At 66.1% G+C, this 14,614-nt stretch carries 12 protein-coding genes; 2 read left to right on the plus strand and 10 right to left on the minus strand.

Annotated elements, in window-relative coordinates; all coding sequences use genetic code 11:
• Window positions 1-3 precede the first annotated feature (3 nt).
• From ACJYUO_RS08305 to prf1, 3 genes are all read right to left on the minus strand, one after another.
• Entirely contained in the window at window positions 4-1,161 is a 1,158-nt protein-coding gene (locus ACJYUO_RS08305) for a lysylphosphatidylglycerol synthase transmembrane domain-containing protein (RefSeq protein ID WP_494344922.1), read from the minus strand.
• Between the two features lie 188 nt (window positions 1,162-1,349).
• Window positions 1,350-2,279, minus strand: a complete 930-nt coding sequence (locus ACJYUO_RS08310) for an NAD-dependent epimerase/dehydratase family protein (RefSeq protein ID WP_494344923.1) — start codon at window positions 2,277-2,279, stop codon at window positions 1,350-1,352.
• Between the two features lie 98 nt (window positions 2,280-2,377).
• Window positions 2,378-3,637: a peptide chain release factor aRF-1 gene (gene prf1 / locus ACJYUO_RS08315; protein WP_494344924.1), complete on the minus strand. Its 1,260-nt coding sequence runs from the start codon at window positions 3,635-3,637 to the stop codon at window positions 2,378-2,380.
• A 235-nt stretch (window positions 3,638-3,872) separates the two neighbouring features.
• Between prf1 and minD the strand changes: the two genes are divergently transcribed.
• Together minD and ACJYUO_RS08325 are read left to right on the plus strand one after the other, a co-directional pair.
• Window positions 3,873-4,766: a cell division ATPase MinD gene (gene minD, locus ACJYUO_RS08320; protein WP_494344925.1), complete on the plus strand. Its 894-nt coding sequence runs from the start codon at window positions 3,873-3,875 to the stop codon at window positions 4,764-4,766.
• Between the two features lie 310 nt (window positions 4,767-5,076).
• The gene (locus ACJYUO_RS08325) at window positions 5,077-5,589 is read left to right on the plus strand and encodes a DUF8159 domain-containing protein (RefSeq protein WP_494344926.1); all 513 of its coding nucleotides are present in this window, start codon (window positions 5,077-5,079) and stop codon (window positions 5,587-5,589) included.
• 157 nt (window positions 5,590-5,746) lie between these two features.
• Here the strand turns inward: ACJYUO_RS08325 and argS are convergent, their stop codons facing one another.
• The 7 genes from argS to ACJYUO_RS08360 form a co-directional block, all read right to left on the minus strand.
• Window positions 5,747-7,525, minus strand: coding sequence for an arginine--tRNA ligase (gene argS / locus ACJYUO_RS08330; protein WP_494344927.1), 1,779 nt, complete (start codon window positions 7,523-7,525; stop codon window positions 5,747-5,749).
• 54 nt (window positions 7,526-7,579) lie between these two features.
• Window positions 7,580-8,257 carry a uridine kinase gene (udk, locus tag ACJYUO_RS08335; protein ID WP_494344928.1) on the minus strand — a complete coding sequence of 226 codons (678 nt, stop codon included), beginning with the start codon at window positions 8,255-8,257 and terminating at the stop codon, window positions 7,580-7,582.
• A gap of 80 nt (window positions 8,258-8,337) precedes the next feature.
• The gene (locus ACJYUO_RS08340) at window positions 8,338-8,874 is read right to left on the minus strand and encodes an NUDIX domain-containing protein (protein WP_494344929.1); all 537 of its coding nucleotides are present in this window, start codon (window positions 8,872-8,874) and stop codon (window positions 8,338-8,340) included.
• A 2-nt stretch (window positions 8,875-8,876) separates the two neighbouring features.
• Entirely contained in the window at window positions 8,877-10,031 is a 1,155-nt protein-coding gene (locus ACJYUO_RS08345; protein WP_494344930.1) for a threonine synthase, read from the minus strand.
• Window position 10,032: 1 nt separating this feature from the next.
• Complete coding sequence (locus ACJYUO_RS08350) at window positions 10,033-10,992, minus strand: succinylglutamate desuccinylase/aspartoacylase family protein (protein ID WP_494344931.1); 960 nt, start codon at window positions 10,990-10,992, stop codon at window positions 10,033-10,035.
• A 144-nt stretch (window positions 10,993-11,136) separates the two neighbouring features.
• Window positions 11,137-11,973: a proline dehydrogenase family protein gene (locus ACJYUO_RS08355; protein ID WP_494344932.1), complete on the minus strand. Its 837-nt coding sequence runs from the start codon at window positions 11,971-11,973 to the stop codon at window positions 11,137-11,139.
• A gap of 82 nt (window positions 11,974-12,055) precedes the next feature.
• Complete coding sequence (locus ACJYUO_RS08360; protein WP_494344933.1) at window positions 12,056-14,353, minus strand: amino acid permease; 2,298 nt, start codon at window positions 14,351-14,353, stop codon at window positions 12,056-12,058.
• Between the last annotated feature and the right edge of the window lie 261 nt (window positions 14,354-14,614).

Here is a 14,614-nt window from a genome sequence, read left to right on the forward strand (position 1 = left end):
CCGCTATTTTTTAGGCTCGCCTAAAAAGTTATCGGACTCTCCCGTCGCGGTCGCCGGCTTCGATTCCACCGCGTCCGAAAACGAGATTCCCAACGCAGCGACCGCACCGGCACCGCCGACCAGCGTCACGCCGTTTTTCAACGCGTGGTCGACGATCGCCGCGGCCAGTGCCGTACTCGCGCCGACGGGTGTGAGTCCGACCACGAGCGCGGTGAACGCGGCCTCGTAGAGCCCGACGCCGCCCTGGGATAACGGAAGCACCTTCGCGAGGTTCCCCACGCTCACCGCGAGCGTGCCGACGGCCACGAGCGGGCCGACCTCGAGCCCGCTCCCAAGCGCCGCGAGGACGAGGACCGCCGTGAGCACGTCGAGTGCCCACACGGCCAGACTGCCCGCACCGATGGTCGCCAGCGCTCGCGGCTGTCGAGCGACGACCTGTACGTCGTCCGCAAACCGGAGCGTGGCCTCGAGCAGTCCCTCGAGTCGCGGCTGACCGGCGATCAGCCCCCGAAGCCATGCGCCGAGTCCGTGATTCGCTCGCGCGGACGTCACCACGACGAGGCCGACGCCGACGGTCGCCGTACTCACCGCCGCCGCGGCGACGAGGGCGGTCCGCGCACCGCCGGTTTCCGCGATGATTCCGAGCGGGCCGGTCCCGCCGCCCAGCGCGATCCACGCCGTCGCGAGTCCCGCAAGTGCGGCAATCGTCGCCAGATCGAACAGCCGCTCGACGGCCAGCGACGCGAAACCCGCGGTGTAGGGAACACTGCGATGAGTGTTTATCGCGTACGCGCGGACCGCGTCGCCGGCCCGCGCCGGAACGACGAGGTTCGCCGTCTGGCTAACGAAGACCGCCGACGTGAGAAACGCCGTCCCGCTGCGGTGACCGATCGCGGCCAGCACGTCACCGTACCGACGGCCTCGGACGGGCCACGAGACGGCGTACACGGCGACTGCGAGCCCGAGCAATCGCGGATCGGCACTCGAGATATCGGCCGCGATGGTCCGGAGATCGACCTCCTGGAGGGCGACGAACAGGCCGCCGAGGACGAGTATCGTCCCCGCGACCGTCAGTCGACGGCGGGTCAGCGCCCCGGCGAACCTGCTGTGTCCGGACCCGTCGTCCGCGTCCGACCCCGGTTCCCCGCCCCTGTCGTTCATGTCCGATTCCTTCCGAGCCCAGATATTTAAGCCCACCTAAAACGCGACTGGACGGCCTCGACGATCGCTCTCGCGGATATTTCCGCTGAGATATAGTAGCCACTGAAATGATTCACACACTGATCGTAACGTAGTCCAGCGGTCGGATATGCATCGACGTGGCTACTATCGGTGTTCGGTCTCTCCGCTCAGCGCAGTTCGTCGATGATCTCTCGCGTCGACTGGCGGACCGCCTCGTCGCTCGAGAGTCGGGGGTTCCATCCCAGCGCGGACAGCTTCTCGATCGAGAGACGCATCTTCGGGACGTCCCCGGTCCAGCCGCGTTCGCCGCCGGTGTACTCCCGCTCGGGATCGACGCCCAACTCCTCGGCGACGATGGTCGCGATCCGGTCGACCGAGGTCGTCGTGCGAGTGCCGAGGTTGTAGGTGTTCATCGCGTCGTCGGCGTGCTCGATGACGTGCAACATGGCATCGAGACAGTCCTCGACGTGGAGGTAGGATTTTTCCTGTCGCCCGTCGCCGAGAATGGTCAGCGACTCGGGATCTGCCTGTAACTTCTCGATGAAATCCGGAATCACCGCGCCGCGAAGTCGCGGGCCGACCACGTTCGCAAAGCGGAAGTTCCAGACGGTGAGATCGTGGCTGTGGGCCCGCGCCGAGAGCAACCCTTCGTCGGCCAACTTGCTCGCGCCGTAGGCGCTGATCGGCTCGAGTGGGGCGTAGTCCTCCGGTGTCGGGCGCGGAGCCTCGCCGTAGACCGTCGACGAGGAGGTGTAAGCGATGTCCGTGACGCCGGCGTCAGCCATCGCCTCGAGGATGTTCCGCGTCATCCGCGTGTTGTCGTCGAACTGGCCGTGCGGGCGGTCGGTGTCGACGTGTTTCGACGCCGCGAGGTGGACGACGAGGTCGATATCGTCGAGGTGGCCCTCGAGCGCGTCGGGAGCAGTGAGGTCGGCTTCGAGGAACGCCGCGTCGTCCGGAACTCGATCGACATCGCTGTTCGACAGGTTATCGACGACCGTTACGGCCGCGCCGTCCGCGAGCAGGCGCTCGGTGAGATGCGAGCCGATGAACCCGGCACCGCCCGTGACGAGGACGCTCCGGTCCGAAAGTGACATTGGCGGTGATTCAGCGACGGCGCGGTAAGGAGTTGTGGTTCGATCGCGGTAGAGGGCCGTCACGAACAGGAGGGCGCGTTCGAATTAGGATCGAGCCCTTAGACGCCAGTCGAGTACCGCAGGAGACCGGCGAATCCGCCGAAGGCATTGAGGAGCTGTTCGCCCTTCTCGAAGTCAGTCGAGATGAACTTGGTCTCGGTGCCGCGCTGTTCGGCGATGTCGATCAGGTGGTCGATGGCGTCCTCGCGGTCCTCGTCGTCGGCTTCGACCTCGGTCCCACACTCGGTACAGGAGTGTGTCGGCGTCGACTTTCGGCGGTCGACGACCTCGCGCTCGGTGGTGCCACAGTCGGGACAGTCGTAGGTGATGACGTCTTTCCGAAGGTCCTCGCTGATGAGCAGTCGGTCGACCGACCCCATCATGAGGTTCCGACGGGTCTGCTCGAAGCCGTAGGTCGCCAGATCGCCGGCGTTGAGTTCCTCGAAGAACTCCTCCATCACCTTCTTGTCTTTCATCACCTCGGCGTCGGCCAGCGCGTCTTCGGCGTTGTCGACGAGGTCTTTCAGGCCGGACTCGTCGGTGTAGGCGACGTCGAACTTGCCCAGGACGGTGTCCTGCAGTTCGTGGTGGAGGTAGTCGCCATCGAGGAACTCGTCTTTGGTCGGCGAGGGACCGCCGACGAGGATGCCGTCGAGTTCGTGGCGGCGGGGAACGAACAGGTCGTTTGCCATCCCCGCGACCTCCTGATAGAAGTTATCGATCGCCTCGAGGCGCAGGCGGGCGAATCGCTGGGCGGACTGGCCACCTTTTCGCTGCTTGCCGGGGACCAGCGAGGAGGCGGACTTGACCGGTTCGATGCGCTTGCCTTTCAGCCAGCCGACATTGGCCTCGCGGCGGTCGAGGACGATCAGGCCGTAAAGGCCCTTGTCGGCGAGCATCTCCTCTAAGGGCTCGGTCAGGAAATCGGAGTCGCAGTGATAGCGAAAGGACTCGATGGGCTGGGGTGGGCTCTCGAGGACTTTCGTGACCATGTCGGTCCGGCCGCCGCCGGAGTCGACGGCACCGGAAAACAGGACGATCCCGTTGTCCGGCGGGTAGGTGTCGTAGTATCGCAGCCGGTCTTTGATACTCGTCAGCGCGTCCTGGACGGCTGTTCGCGTCTGTTTCGACTTGATGTTGGCCGCTTCGCTGTGTTCCTGCGTGACGTGTTGGACAACGTCACTGATCTGTCTATCGTCTGGAATGTAGATCGTCACGAGCTGCGTTCCGGAGCCGTCGTAGTCCTTGAGATCCTCGATGACCTTCCGGAACTCGTACTTTTTCCGGTCGGATTGCTCCTGCTCGCCCTCCTGGCTCATTACCCGTATAAAACGGGGCTGTGGGTAAGAATCCTTTGACACACCTGTCGACGTGGGACGAGTCCCCTGTCGGCACGGAGCCGATCGCCGATCCGCGACGTGTCCGTTCCTGTCACCGGCGAGTCGTCGGTTACACGCTGGCCGTCTCGCGGATCTGTCGGCTGCTCGCCACGACTCGTGAGGTGAGGTGACGATTTAAGGTGTTCCCGTTCTAGGGTCCGGATAGTACTCGAGTATGTCTCACGAGACGGTCTACGCTATCGCGAGCGGGAAAGGCGGCGTCGGGAAGACGACGACGACGGTCAACCTCGGCACAGCCCTCGCAGAGGCCGGGGAGCGCGTCGCGATCGTCGACGCCGACCTCGGCATGGCGAATCTCGCCGGGTTCGTCAGCCTCAGTCCCGACTCGACCACCCTATACGACGTCTTAGCCGGAGATGCATCGATCGACGACGCCACCTACCGACTGGCGGATAATATCGTCGCCGTCCCCAGCGGCACCAGCCTCGACGAGTACGCCGAAACGTCTCCCGAGGGGCTGCGCGAGGTCGTCGACGAACTGCGGTCCCAGTTCGACTACGTCTTTCTCGACGTCGGCGCGGGGATCAGCCACGAGACCGTCCTCCCGCTGGGTCTCGCCGATGCCGTCATCCTCGTCTCGACGCCCGAACCCGCCGCCGTCCACGACTCGACGAAGACCCTCGAGTTGACCGACCGGTCCGGCGGCTCGGTCGCCGGGCTCGTCCTGACCCGGACCCGCCCGGACGGCGATATCTCTCACGAGGAGATCGCCGATCGCCTCGAGGTGCCGTTACTCGGCACGATCCCCGAGGACCCAGCGGCCCGCGACAGCGTCTACGCCGGGACGCCGCTGGTCGTCTTCGAACCCGACGGCCCCGCCTCGGCTGCCTACCGGCAACTCGCAGCGGACCTGACCGGCGTCGACGTCCCGATTCCGTCGGGAAGTGACGAGAGCGAGGACAGCAACGCGGCCGACGGCTCCGCACCGGAACGGGCGACCGCGACCGCCGACTCGAGTGCGGCCGGCTCGGCCGACGACGCCGACGGTCGGGAAGCAGCACACGACGACGTCTCGAGTGCGATTACGGAAGCCGAGTCGGACCCGTAATCTCGGCTCGCTTCGCGCATCGACTGGTCCCGAAACCGGTCGGTATGGACCGCCTTCCGCCGCCGGGTCGTCGCCCGGCCCCGCTCGTTTCGTTCGAATGCAGTGATTACCACCCGCTCGTGACTGTCAACGGCGCACGAACGTCGGATCGGGCATGCTGCGACCGATGTCGGATCCCGCTCGTTTTCGACCGTTTGTCGGTCGTTTCCGATCAGGTGTCGACGCGCCCGGCCGGCCGAACGAGTCGGTCTCGAGGACAGAAACGGTAACGAACTGATTACTAATCATGGCGGTTCTCGATGGGTCGTCCATGGAGCGACGAAAGATCCTCCTCGGCAGTGGCGCAGCGCTCGCAACCGTGCTCGCGGGTTGTTCCAGTGACGAGACCGGCGACGGCTCCGAGTCGAACGATGACGACGACGAATCCCTCAACGACGGGAACGACGAGAGCGACGAGAGCGACGACAAAAACGAGATTCCCGGGCTCGACCGCGACAAACTGAACGTCGACAGCGACAAGCTGTCGATCAAAGACATCAACAAGGACGACGACACGGTCGACGTCGTCGCGACGACGACCACGACTGACCCCGAGACACTGCGGACGGAGCTCCAGTCGCTCGGGGAGACGATCGCCGCGGCGATCACCGACTCCGAGAAGTTCGCGGCCGAGATCAACAGCGTCACGTGGGTCCTCGAGTCCGACGGCGCGAAGGTGATGTCGTTCTACGTGGACGTCCAGTGGGCGCTCGCGTACATCAACGACGAGATGAGCGAAGACGAGTTCGTCGAGACCGTCCTCGAGACGTCCGACGACACGTAGTCCGTCGCGGTTCGGTCGCGCTGACCGGTGTTGTTCTTTCGCTCGAGACGGGAGCTGCAGGTCCGTCGAACATATCGGGTATCGGGTGTCGGCAGACGGTGTCTCAGCAGGGCAGTAGGGTCAAGGGACAGGGACGGCAGGGACGATCAGCGGCCGCTCACATCGACCGCGGCGCGGCCACGCCCAGAATCGAGAGGGCGTTCGCGACCGCGTGTTTCGAGGCCGCGACCAGCGCCAGCCGCGCCTCGCGGACCTCGGGATCGACGTCGTCTGCCAGTACCGGACACTCCCGGTAGAAGCCATTGAACCGATCGGCGAACTCGCGGGTGTAGGTCGCGATCTGGTGGGGCTCGAGGTCGTCGGCCGCCTCGTCGACGACCGCCGGGAACCGCGCGATCGTCTCGAGGAGGTCCCGTTCGGCGTCGGTTGCGAGGAGGTCGGCGTCGACGGCGGTCTCGACGTCGTCCATGCCGGTCTCGGGGTCGATTCCCGCCTCTTCTAAGATGCCACAGCAGCGCGCGTGGACGTACTGGACGTAGGGGGCGGACTGGGCCTCGAAGTCGAGCGCGCGATCCCACTCGAAGGTGATCGCTTTCGTCGGCTGCTTGGAAACGATGTCGTAGCGGACCGCGCCGATCCCGACCTGATGGGCGATGCGCTCGATGTCCTCCTCGTCCAGATCGTCGTCGCGGATGCGGTCGTCCAGCCGGTCCTCGACCTCGTCGCGGGCGCGGTCGATCGCCTCGTCCAACAGGTCGTCCAGATCCACGCCGGTCCCGCGGCGCGTGCTCATCTTCCCCTCGGGGAGGTTCACGTAGGAGTACAGCACCTGTCGGAGCCCGTCGGTGTCGTTGCCCAGCAACTCGAGGGTCGTCCGGACCTGTTTGGCCTGCAGTTTGTGGTCCTCACCCAGCACCGTCACCGCGCGGTCGTAGTTGTCGAACTTCCACTCGTGGTGGGCCAGGTCCCGGGTCGCATAGAGGGAGGTGCCGTCCGAGCGCAGGAAGACGAGGTTCTTGTCGATCCCGTGGTCCTCGAGTTCGAGCTGCCACGCGTCTTCCTCGTAGACCGCCTCGTCGAGGTTCTGCAGCCGGTCGACGAGGTCGTCGGTGTCGCCGTTACGCATGAACCGCGTCTCCTTGACGAACTCGTCGAACTCGGCGGGCAGGCGCTCGAGACACTCCGTCATGCCGCCGAGCACCTGATCGACGACCTCGCTGACCCGCTCGTAGGCCTCGTCGTCGCCCGCTTCGAGTCCCTGCATGATCGACTCGATCTCGGCTTCGGCGGCCTCGACGTCGTCCTCGGCGGCGTTCTCGAGGTAGGCGTTGCCCTTGCGGTAGTAGCGCACGAGGTCGTACTCTTTGCGGTCGCGTTCGGGCTCGCTCTCGAGATCCGCTTCGTCGAAGGTCTCGTAGGCCCACGTGAAGACTGCCATCTGTCGGCCGGCGTCGTTGACGTAGTAGTGGCGGTCGACGTCGTAGCCGGCGAAATCGAGCAGGGTGGCGACGGCGTCGCCGATGATCGGGTTCCGGGCGCGGCCGACGTGGACCGGCCCCGTCGGGTTGGCACTCGTGTGCTCGACGACGACGCTGGTGTCGCGGTCGGACAAGTGGCCGTAGCCCTCGTCGGTCGCGTCGCCCAGCGTCTCCGCGAAGTACGCATCGCTCGGCAGGAAGTTCAGATAGGGGCCCTGCGTCCGAATCTCGGATACGTAGGTCAGTTCGTCGGCGTCGATCTCGTCGGCGAGTCGTCCGGCGACTTGCGGCGGCGGTGCGCCGGCTTCACTGGCGAGTCGGAAGGCCACGCTCGAGGCGAGGACGCTCTCGACGCCCTCCGGTGGTTCTTCGATGCCGAGATCGTCGGTCGGGAAGTCACGCGCCGAGAGCGCCCTCTCGAGGGCGTCCTCGACCTCCGCGCGCAGGGAGAGGAACATACCCGCCCGTATTCAGGGCTCGAGTAAAGGAATGTCGGGTTTCGGTAGCGGCGGTCAGTTGATTGCCTGTTCGTCGAACGACAGTTCGTTGTCCGAGTCGTCGGATCGCGCCGAGTCCTCGGGCAGTTCGGCCTGTACCTTCTCGATCAGGAGATCGAGCGCCATTTGATTTGCCCCCTCAGGAATGATCACGTCGGCCTGTTTCTTCGTGGGGGCGACGAACTGCTCGTGCATCGGTTTGACCGTCCCGAGGTACTGGTCCATGACGCCCTCGAGGTCGCGGCCGCGCTCGATGACGTCGCGTTCGATCCGGCGCAGGATGCGGACGTCCGCGTCGGTCATCACGTACACCCGCAGGTCGAGCATCTCGCGGATCTCCTCGTCGTAGAGCGAGAGGATCCCCTCGAGGACGATGATCTCCGAGGGCTCGACGGTGACGCGGTCGTCGGTGCGGTTGTGCAGTTCGAAGTCGTACTGGGGCATCTCGATCGATTGGCCGGTCAACAGCGCGTCGAGTTGCTCCCGGAGCAGTTCCCACTCGAAGGCGTCGGGGTGGTCGTAGTTGATCTGCTCGCGCTCCTCGAAGGCCAGATGCGAGAGGTCCTCGTAGTAGTTGTCGAGCGGGATCCGCGTGACGGCCTCGCCGACGGTCTCCGCGACCGTGCGTGCGACCGTCGTCTTCCCGGCCCCCGTGCCGCCGGCGATCCCGATAGCGAACGACGGTATACTCATTGTCCGGACCTGGACCGGGCCGCTAATGAATTGCCTGATTCCGTCGTGTCTCGCTGTCCGGGAGCCGTCGGTGACCGTACCTACTCGAACAGCGCAGCGGCCTCGTGAAACCGCGCCTCGTGAACCGGGCGGAACGTCTCCTCGGAGGCGTCGAACTCGGCCGGCGTCCAGAAACGGGCGTCCGTCGCGTCGCTCCCCGCGACCGGGTCACCTTCGGCGTCGGCGCGGGCGGCCACGTAGTGGACCGTCACGACGTGTTTGCCCTCTCGAGGCGGCATCGCCGACGCGCTCAGGATCTCGAGGTCGGCGGGATCGACGACGACCCCGGTCTCCTCTCGGAGTTCGCGGGCGGCCGCCGTCGCCGGCTCCTCGCCGGTCTCGATGTGGCCGCCGGGGATCGTCCATTCGCCGACGCCCGGCGGGACGCCGCGCTCGACACAGAGCACGGCGGGCTCGGGGCCGCTGGCGTCGACCACCGCGACGCCGGCACAGGGGACCGGGTTGTGCCAGACGACCGCCTCGCAGTTCGGACAGCGCATCCGCTCGCGGGCGTCGATCGGTGTCGACTCGAGGCGGGTACCGCAGTCGGGACAGAACGTCGGCGGTCGGCTGACCATGGTCAGAGGGTTTTCAGTCCGCTGCCGGTCAGCGGGACGACGACGTCGTCGTCATCCGCAATGACGCCGTCCTCGCGGTACTGATCGAGGGCCGCCGGCGCGACCGCACAGGTGGGCTCGACGTAGAACCCGCCGCGGTGGAGTCGGTCCAGCGCGGTCTCGATCGGGTCCGAGCCGAGCGCGATCGCGTCGCCGTCGGTTTCCTCGATCGCCTCGAGGATCTCGGTGCCGCGGGCCGGTTCGGTGATCTGGATGCCGTCGGCGATATCGGTGCGCTCGCCGTCCGCGTCGGTGGTGTCGCCGCCGAGCGCGGCGACGATGGGGGCGTAGCCGGCCGCCTGTGCGCCGAGTAGGCGGGGCATTCCGTCGACGATACCGGCCTCGTTCAGCAGCGAGAAACCGCGGTAGGCCCCCAGGAAGAGCGTTCCGTGGCCGATCGGGAGGACGACGGTGTCGGGCACGGTCCACCCCTGCTGGGCGGCCACCTCGAAGGCGAACGTCATCGTCCCGGCGTAGAACGCGGGGTTCCACGCGTGGCTGGCGTACCAGCCCTCGCCCGCCTGCGACGGTGCCTCGCCGTCGACCGCCGTCCCGTCACCGCTCGAATCGCCTTCGACGGCCTCGAGACAGGCCGCGGTCACGTCCGCTCGCGTTCCCTCGATGCGGACCGGCCGGGCGTCGGCCCGCTGAATCGCCATCAGCTTCGACTGTTTGACGTCCGCCGGGACGTAGATGTCCGCGTCCAGCCCCGCCCGAGCCGCGTAGGTCGCGATCGACGCGCCCGCGTTGCCCGAGGAGTCCTCGACGACTTTCTCGACGCCGAGTTCGACGGCCCGCGAGAGGGTCGTCGTCGCACCGCGGTCCTTGAACGACCCCGTCGGGAACACGTACTCGAGTTTGAACTCGGCGTCCCAGTCGGGGGCCTCGACCATCGGCGTAAAGCCCTCGTGGAAGGTGACGTGCTGTTCGATCGGGAGGAACTCGAAGAACGTCCAGAGCCCCTCGCTGGTGTCGAGGCTGTGCAGCGGGAGCGGATCGCCCTGCGGATGGGGCCGTTCGGTAAACTCTAAGGCGTGCCCGCAGGTACAGCGCCACGGTTCGTCCGGGCCGGCCTCGTAGACGGCTCCGCAGTCGGGACAGGTGAGGTCGGCGGCCATCTCAGTACTCTCCGATGTCGGTCCCGACCGAACAGATGTACTCGCCGGTCGCGACCTGCGGGAGCCGCCGCGCTCGCCAGAGGATCCCGTCGTTGTCGGCGGTTACCTCGGCTTTCGGCTCGCCGAAGGGAGTCGTCACCTCGAACAGCGTCTCGCCGGGTCGAACGCGGTCGCCGAGTTCCTTCCGGAGCGTGACGAGTCCGCCGGCGGGAGCGCCGTACTGCTCGAACCCTTTGGCGCGGGTCTGAGTCTCGAGCGGCTGGGCACCCTCGAGGAAGTTGTAGTACCGGAGCACGTTGAACACGCCCTCGACACCTTTGCGGATGCTCTCTTCGTCCCAACCGACGGCCCCGCCGAGTTCGGGGTCGACGGTCGGAATGCCGTCGTCGGGGGCCGCGCGGGCCAGTTGGCCGTCGGGGCCCTTTTGATCGAGCACGTAACCGCAGCCGAAGGCCTTCGCCAACTCGAGACACTGGTCGTGGAGCCGGTGGCGTTTGCCACAGCGAACCCGGACCTCGTCGAGCATCCGGCTGGTCGATCCCTGATGGAGATCGAGGATCAGGTCCGCCCGGGTCGCGGCGTCGAACGTGGCGGCCGCGATCCGCTCCGTCGAGGTGCCGCCCTCGTTGCCCGGGTAGGCGCGGTTCATCTTCGTGTCGTCGATCGGGTTGCGGTGTTCGGCGACCTGAAACGCGTGATAGTTGACGATTCCCACGATGAGGATCGTCCCCGAGATCTCCGCGGGATCGAGTTGCGGGACGACGCGTTGGATGACGCCGACGCCGTTGAGTTCGTCGCCGTCACTGGCCGCCTGCATGTAAAGCGTTTTTCCGGACTCTGCACCGTTCACCACGGCGACGGGCAGTCCGAACGGGCTTCCATCTCGCGTCTCGCCGACCTCGAGACGCCCCGTCTCGATCTCGCCGGGAGACGCGCTCGCCGTTCCGAGCGTCGTCGTCATATGTCCACCACGATGGAGCCGTCTGCCTTTATACTATCCTTTGATCTCTCTCGGCGGGCACTAGGTCCGAGCCCGAGGGGCGATCCGACTCGCTTTCGTCGCCGCGGATTTCGGCTACCTTGCGACGCGCTCGAAGCCGCATTCTCAACTGCTCAATACGGCCCGAAGCGCGAACCGGAGGTTCTCCCGTCGTTCCATGACTCGCCGGTAGAAGTAGGACTTCCAGCGGTCGCCGTAGGGGACGTACTGCCAGACCTCGTACTCTTCGGCCAATTCGTATTGGGCAGCCTCGCGGACGCCCATGAGCATCTGGATCTCGAAGTCGGTGCCGTACCGTTCGTGGAGCGCCTTTGCGCGCTCGATCATCGCCGGATCGTGGCTCCCGACCGCGATGCCGCCGTCGTAGTAGTCGAAGGCGTACTCGAGCAGGTCCCGATACTCCTGGTCGATCCGCGCCCTATCGGTGTAGGCCACGTCGGCCGGCGGATCGTAGGCTCCCTTGACGAAGCGGACCTTGCCGGGAACGTCGGCGAGCCGTTTCGCGTCCCCTCGAGTCCGCCTGAGATTGGCCTGCAAGCAGATACCGACGCCGCCGTCGTACTCGCGGGCCATCTCCTCGAACGCGTCGAGGGTCGCATCGGTCGTTGTGTGGGCTTCCATATCGATCCAGACGAAGACGCCATGGTCGGCCGCGGCGGCGACGATGTCGGCCAGTTCGCTCCGAAACACGCCCTCGCCGAGGTCCAGCCCCAGTTGCGAGGGTTTGACAGAAATACAGGCCTCGAGCCCAGAGCCGGCGATGTCGGCCACGAGCCGCCGATATTCGGCGGCGTCAGATTCGACAGGCTCGCGGTCGTCGTAGTGCTCTCCGAGCAGGTTGACGATGGCCTTCACGTCGTGCTCGTTCAACCCGCGGACGTGCTCGAGCGCTGTGGCAGGAGAGTCCCCCGCGACGAACCGGTTCGCGATGGGCGGGATCATATCAGGAAGCATAACCGCCACGCGTAAGGCTGTTCCTCCGTTTCTCGAGTAGTCCGGCTCGCAACCGAAAACGCAGTGGGGGCTACTCTTCTTCGGTTCCGAGCAGCCGTTCGCGCATGGATCGTTCGCGGGCTCGTTCGGCAAGCAACACCGAACACTCGATGTCCTCGAGTACGTCTAAGACCAGCGAGCCGCGGACGACTCGCGAGAGTAGCCCTTCGCCGGTTGCGCCGATGACGACCAGCGTCGCCTCTGTCGCGGCCTCGGCGATTGCCGTCTCCACGTCACCGTCCTCGAGTCGGAGTTCGGCGTCGGCGAGGTCGTTCTCGGCGGCCCACTCCTCGAGGAACTGCTCGCCTTCCTCGACGGACTCGCCGTCGGTGAGGACGTGCAACAGCGTCACCTGTGAGTCGAACTCGTCGCGGAGCAGTCCGGCGACCTCGGCGCTGAGTTCCGAGTCGGGGCCGCCCGCGGTCGGGACGAGGATGCGGTCGGGTTCGAACCCTCGCTCGTTCAACACGAGGAAGTCACAGGGCAGATCGTGGGTCAGTTCGTCGATTCGGGACTCGGCGCGGCCGTGTGCGGTCGGCCCCCAGCCCATGACGACCTGGTCGGCCTCGAAGGTGCGGGCGGCGTCGAAGACCTCCTCGAACGAGCGATGCGAAAGGACGGTGTGGGTCTCGACGGGCGCGCCGAACGTCTCGGCGTCGGACCGGGCCTGCTCGAGCAGCTTCTGGGACTCCGCGTCGAGGCGGTCGTTCTCCTCGGCGCGTGCCAGCGGCGTCTGGTCGGGCACCTGCACGATGTGGACGGCGTGGACCGTGCCGCCGCGTTGTTTCGCGATGGCTCCGGCGAGCGTGATGAGGTCTTTCTCGGTACGCGGGTTCGAGAGGGGGACCATCACGCGGAAGTCGCCGCCGTTTGCGCTCACAGCGGGTTCTCTGGCGGCGTCGGGACGGACCGAATCGGCCGCGGCCACCGCGGCGTCGGGCATCTCCTCGGAGCGGTCGAGGATCCAGCCGACGAACACGCCGGCACTCTCGACACGCTGGCGGGCGTACAGCAGGTACCACGCCGCCGCGAAGACGACCAGCCCCGCCGAGAGCGCGATGACGAGCGGTTCGATGTACGCGATCAGCGCGAACGACGAGATCGTCCCGATGATCGGGACGAACGGGTACAGCGGCACCTCGAAGTCGGGATCGTAGTCGGCGGGCTCGGCCTCCCGCATGACGATCAGCGCGATATTCAACAGCCCGTAGACGATCAGGTGCAACACGGAGCCGGCCGTCGAGAGGATCTCGAGGTTACCGAAGAGGAGAAAGGCGATGATGAGCCCGCCGGTGATCAGAATCGACTTGTACGGTGTGCCAAAGCGCGGGTGGATCTCGTTGACCGACGGTGAGATGATCTTCTCTCGGCCCATCGCGAAGTTGATCCGCGACGACGAGAGGATCGACGCGTTCGCGCTCGAGGCCGTCGCCAGAAGGCCACCGAGCAGTAGCAGTCCCCACCCGAGCGCGCCGAGACTGAACCCGAAGATGCTGTACTGACCGAACAGGAGTTCGGCGGCCTCGACGACGGCCGTCTCGTTGTTCGCCACGAGTTCGTTGGGCACCGCCGACAGCAACACGAGGAGGAACAGCGCGTAGACGACCGTGACGATGACGACCGAGCCGATGACCGCCAGCGGGAGGTTCCGGCCCGGGTTCTTGATCTCCTCGGCGACGGAGGTGATCTGGACGAAGCCGAGATACGAGACGAAGACGATGGCAGTGACCGGCAGCACCTCGCCGGTCGTCCCCTCGGGTGCGAGTGGCCGCAGCGACTCGAGTTCGGCGTTCAAGAGCCCGACGATGGTGAACACGCCGAGGATCGCGAGCAGCGTGAGCACGATCCCGATCTGGAGGCCGCCGGTCTCTTTGGCACCCATGTAGTTGATCGCGATGAACAGCGCCGCGCCGACGAGACCGATCGTCTGGGCTGCCGAGATCGTTACCGGGCCGAGCGCGAGCGCCGGCGCGCCCACGAGTTGGTTGACGTATTCGCCGAACCCGTACATGTAGAACGCGGAGGCGAAGGCAAGTCCGAGCCAGTTGGCCCAGCCGCTGATCGATCCGAACAGCGGGCCGAGCGCGCGGTTGATGTAGAAGTATGCCCCACCGGATTTTGGCATCGCTGTCCCCAGTTCGGAGGCCGACAGCGCCGTGAACAGGGCGGTGACGCCGCCGATGACGAACGTAAGCGCCGCGAGCGGCCCCGCTTGAGCGACCGCGGTGCCCGGCAGCACGAAGATGCCGGCCCCGATCATGGTCCCGATACCGATCGCGATCGCCGAGAGCAGTCCGAGGTCCTTTGCGAGTTCTTCGTCGGCACTCATGTGGGCCCACCCCACTCGTCCCCGCCCGCGTCGCGCCGTCTGGCTTCCGGCTCCCGTCGGCGTATCGCGTTCGATACCGACTGTCGCGGCGGACCGCACGCGTGATTTCGGGCGTTCATTGAATCGGACTTGTGTCGGTGACGGTGATAAACTCCCTGATTAGACTGCTGGATCCGTATTGACATGGAATACGATTGACGATCACTGAGAATCCCGCCCTGTCTCGTTCGGATTCGGAATCAGGACCGGACTGCGGGCGAC

Source organism: Natrinema sp. CRL1 (genome assembly GCF_059162405.1).

What these genes read in the sequence shown, in the direction of transcription:
- ACJYUO_RS08305 (WP_494344922.1), bottom strand. Translation starts at nt 1,161, where the DNA reads ATGAACGACAGGGGCGGGGAACCGGGGTCGGACGCGGACGACGGGTCC.
- ACJYUO_RS08310 (WP_494344923.1), bottom strand. Translation starts at nt 2,279, where the DNA reads ATGTCACTTTCGGACCGGAGCGTCCTCGTCACGGGCGGTGCCGGGTTC.
- prf1 (WP_494344924.1), bottom strand. Translation starts at nt 3,637, where the DNA reads ATGAGCCAGGAGGGCGAGCAGGAGCAATCCGACCGGAAAAAGTACGAG.
- minD (WP_494344925.1), top strand. Translation starts at nt 3,873, where the DNA reads ATGTCTCACGAGACGGTCTACGCTATCGCGAGCGGGAAAGGCGGCGTC.
- ACJYUO_RS08325 (WP_494344926.1), top strand. Translation starts at nt 5,077, where the DNA reads ATGGAGCGACGAAAGATCCTCCTCGGCAGTGGCGCAGCGCTCGCAACC.
- argS (WP_494344927.1), bottom strand. Translation starts at nt 7,525, where the DNA reads ATGTTCCTCTCCCTGCGCGCGGAGGTCGAGGACGCCCTCGAGAGGGCG.
- udk (WP_494344928.1), bottom strand. Translation starts at nt 8,257, where the DNA reads ATGAGTATACCGTCGTTCGCTATCGGGATCGCCGGCGGCACGGGGGCC.
- ACJYUO_RS08340 (WP_494344929.1), bottom strand. Translation starts at nt 8,874, where the DNA reads ATGGTCAGCCGACCGCCGACGTTCTGTCCCGACTGCGGTACCCGCCTC.
- ACJYUO_RS08345 (WP_494344930.1), bottom strand. Translation starts at nt 10,031, where the DNA reads ATGGCCGCCGACCTCACCTGTCCCGACTGCGGAGCCGTCTACGAGGCC.
- ACJYUO_RS08350 (WP_494344931.1), bottom strand. Translation starts at nt 10,992, where the DNA reads ATGACGACGACGCTCGGAACGGCGAGCGCGTCTCCCGGCGAGATCGAG.
- ACJYUO_RS08355 (WP_494344932.1), bottom strand. Translation starts at nt 11,973, where the DNA reads ATGATCCCGCCCATCGCGAACCGGTTCGTCGCGGGGGACTCTCCTGCC.
- ACJYUO_RS08360 (WP_494344933.1), bottom strand. Translation starts at nt 14,353, where the DNA reads ATGAGTGCCGACGAAGAACTCGCAAAGGACCTCGGACTGCTCTCGGCG.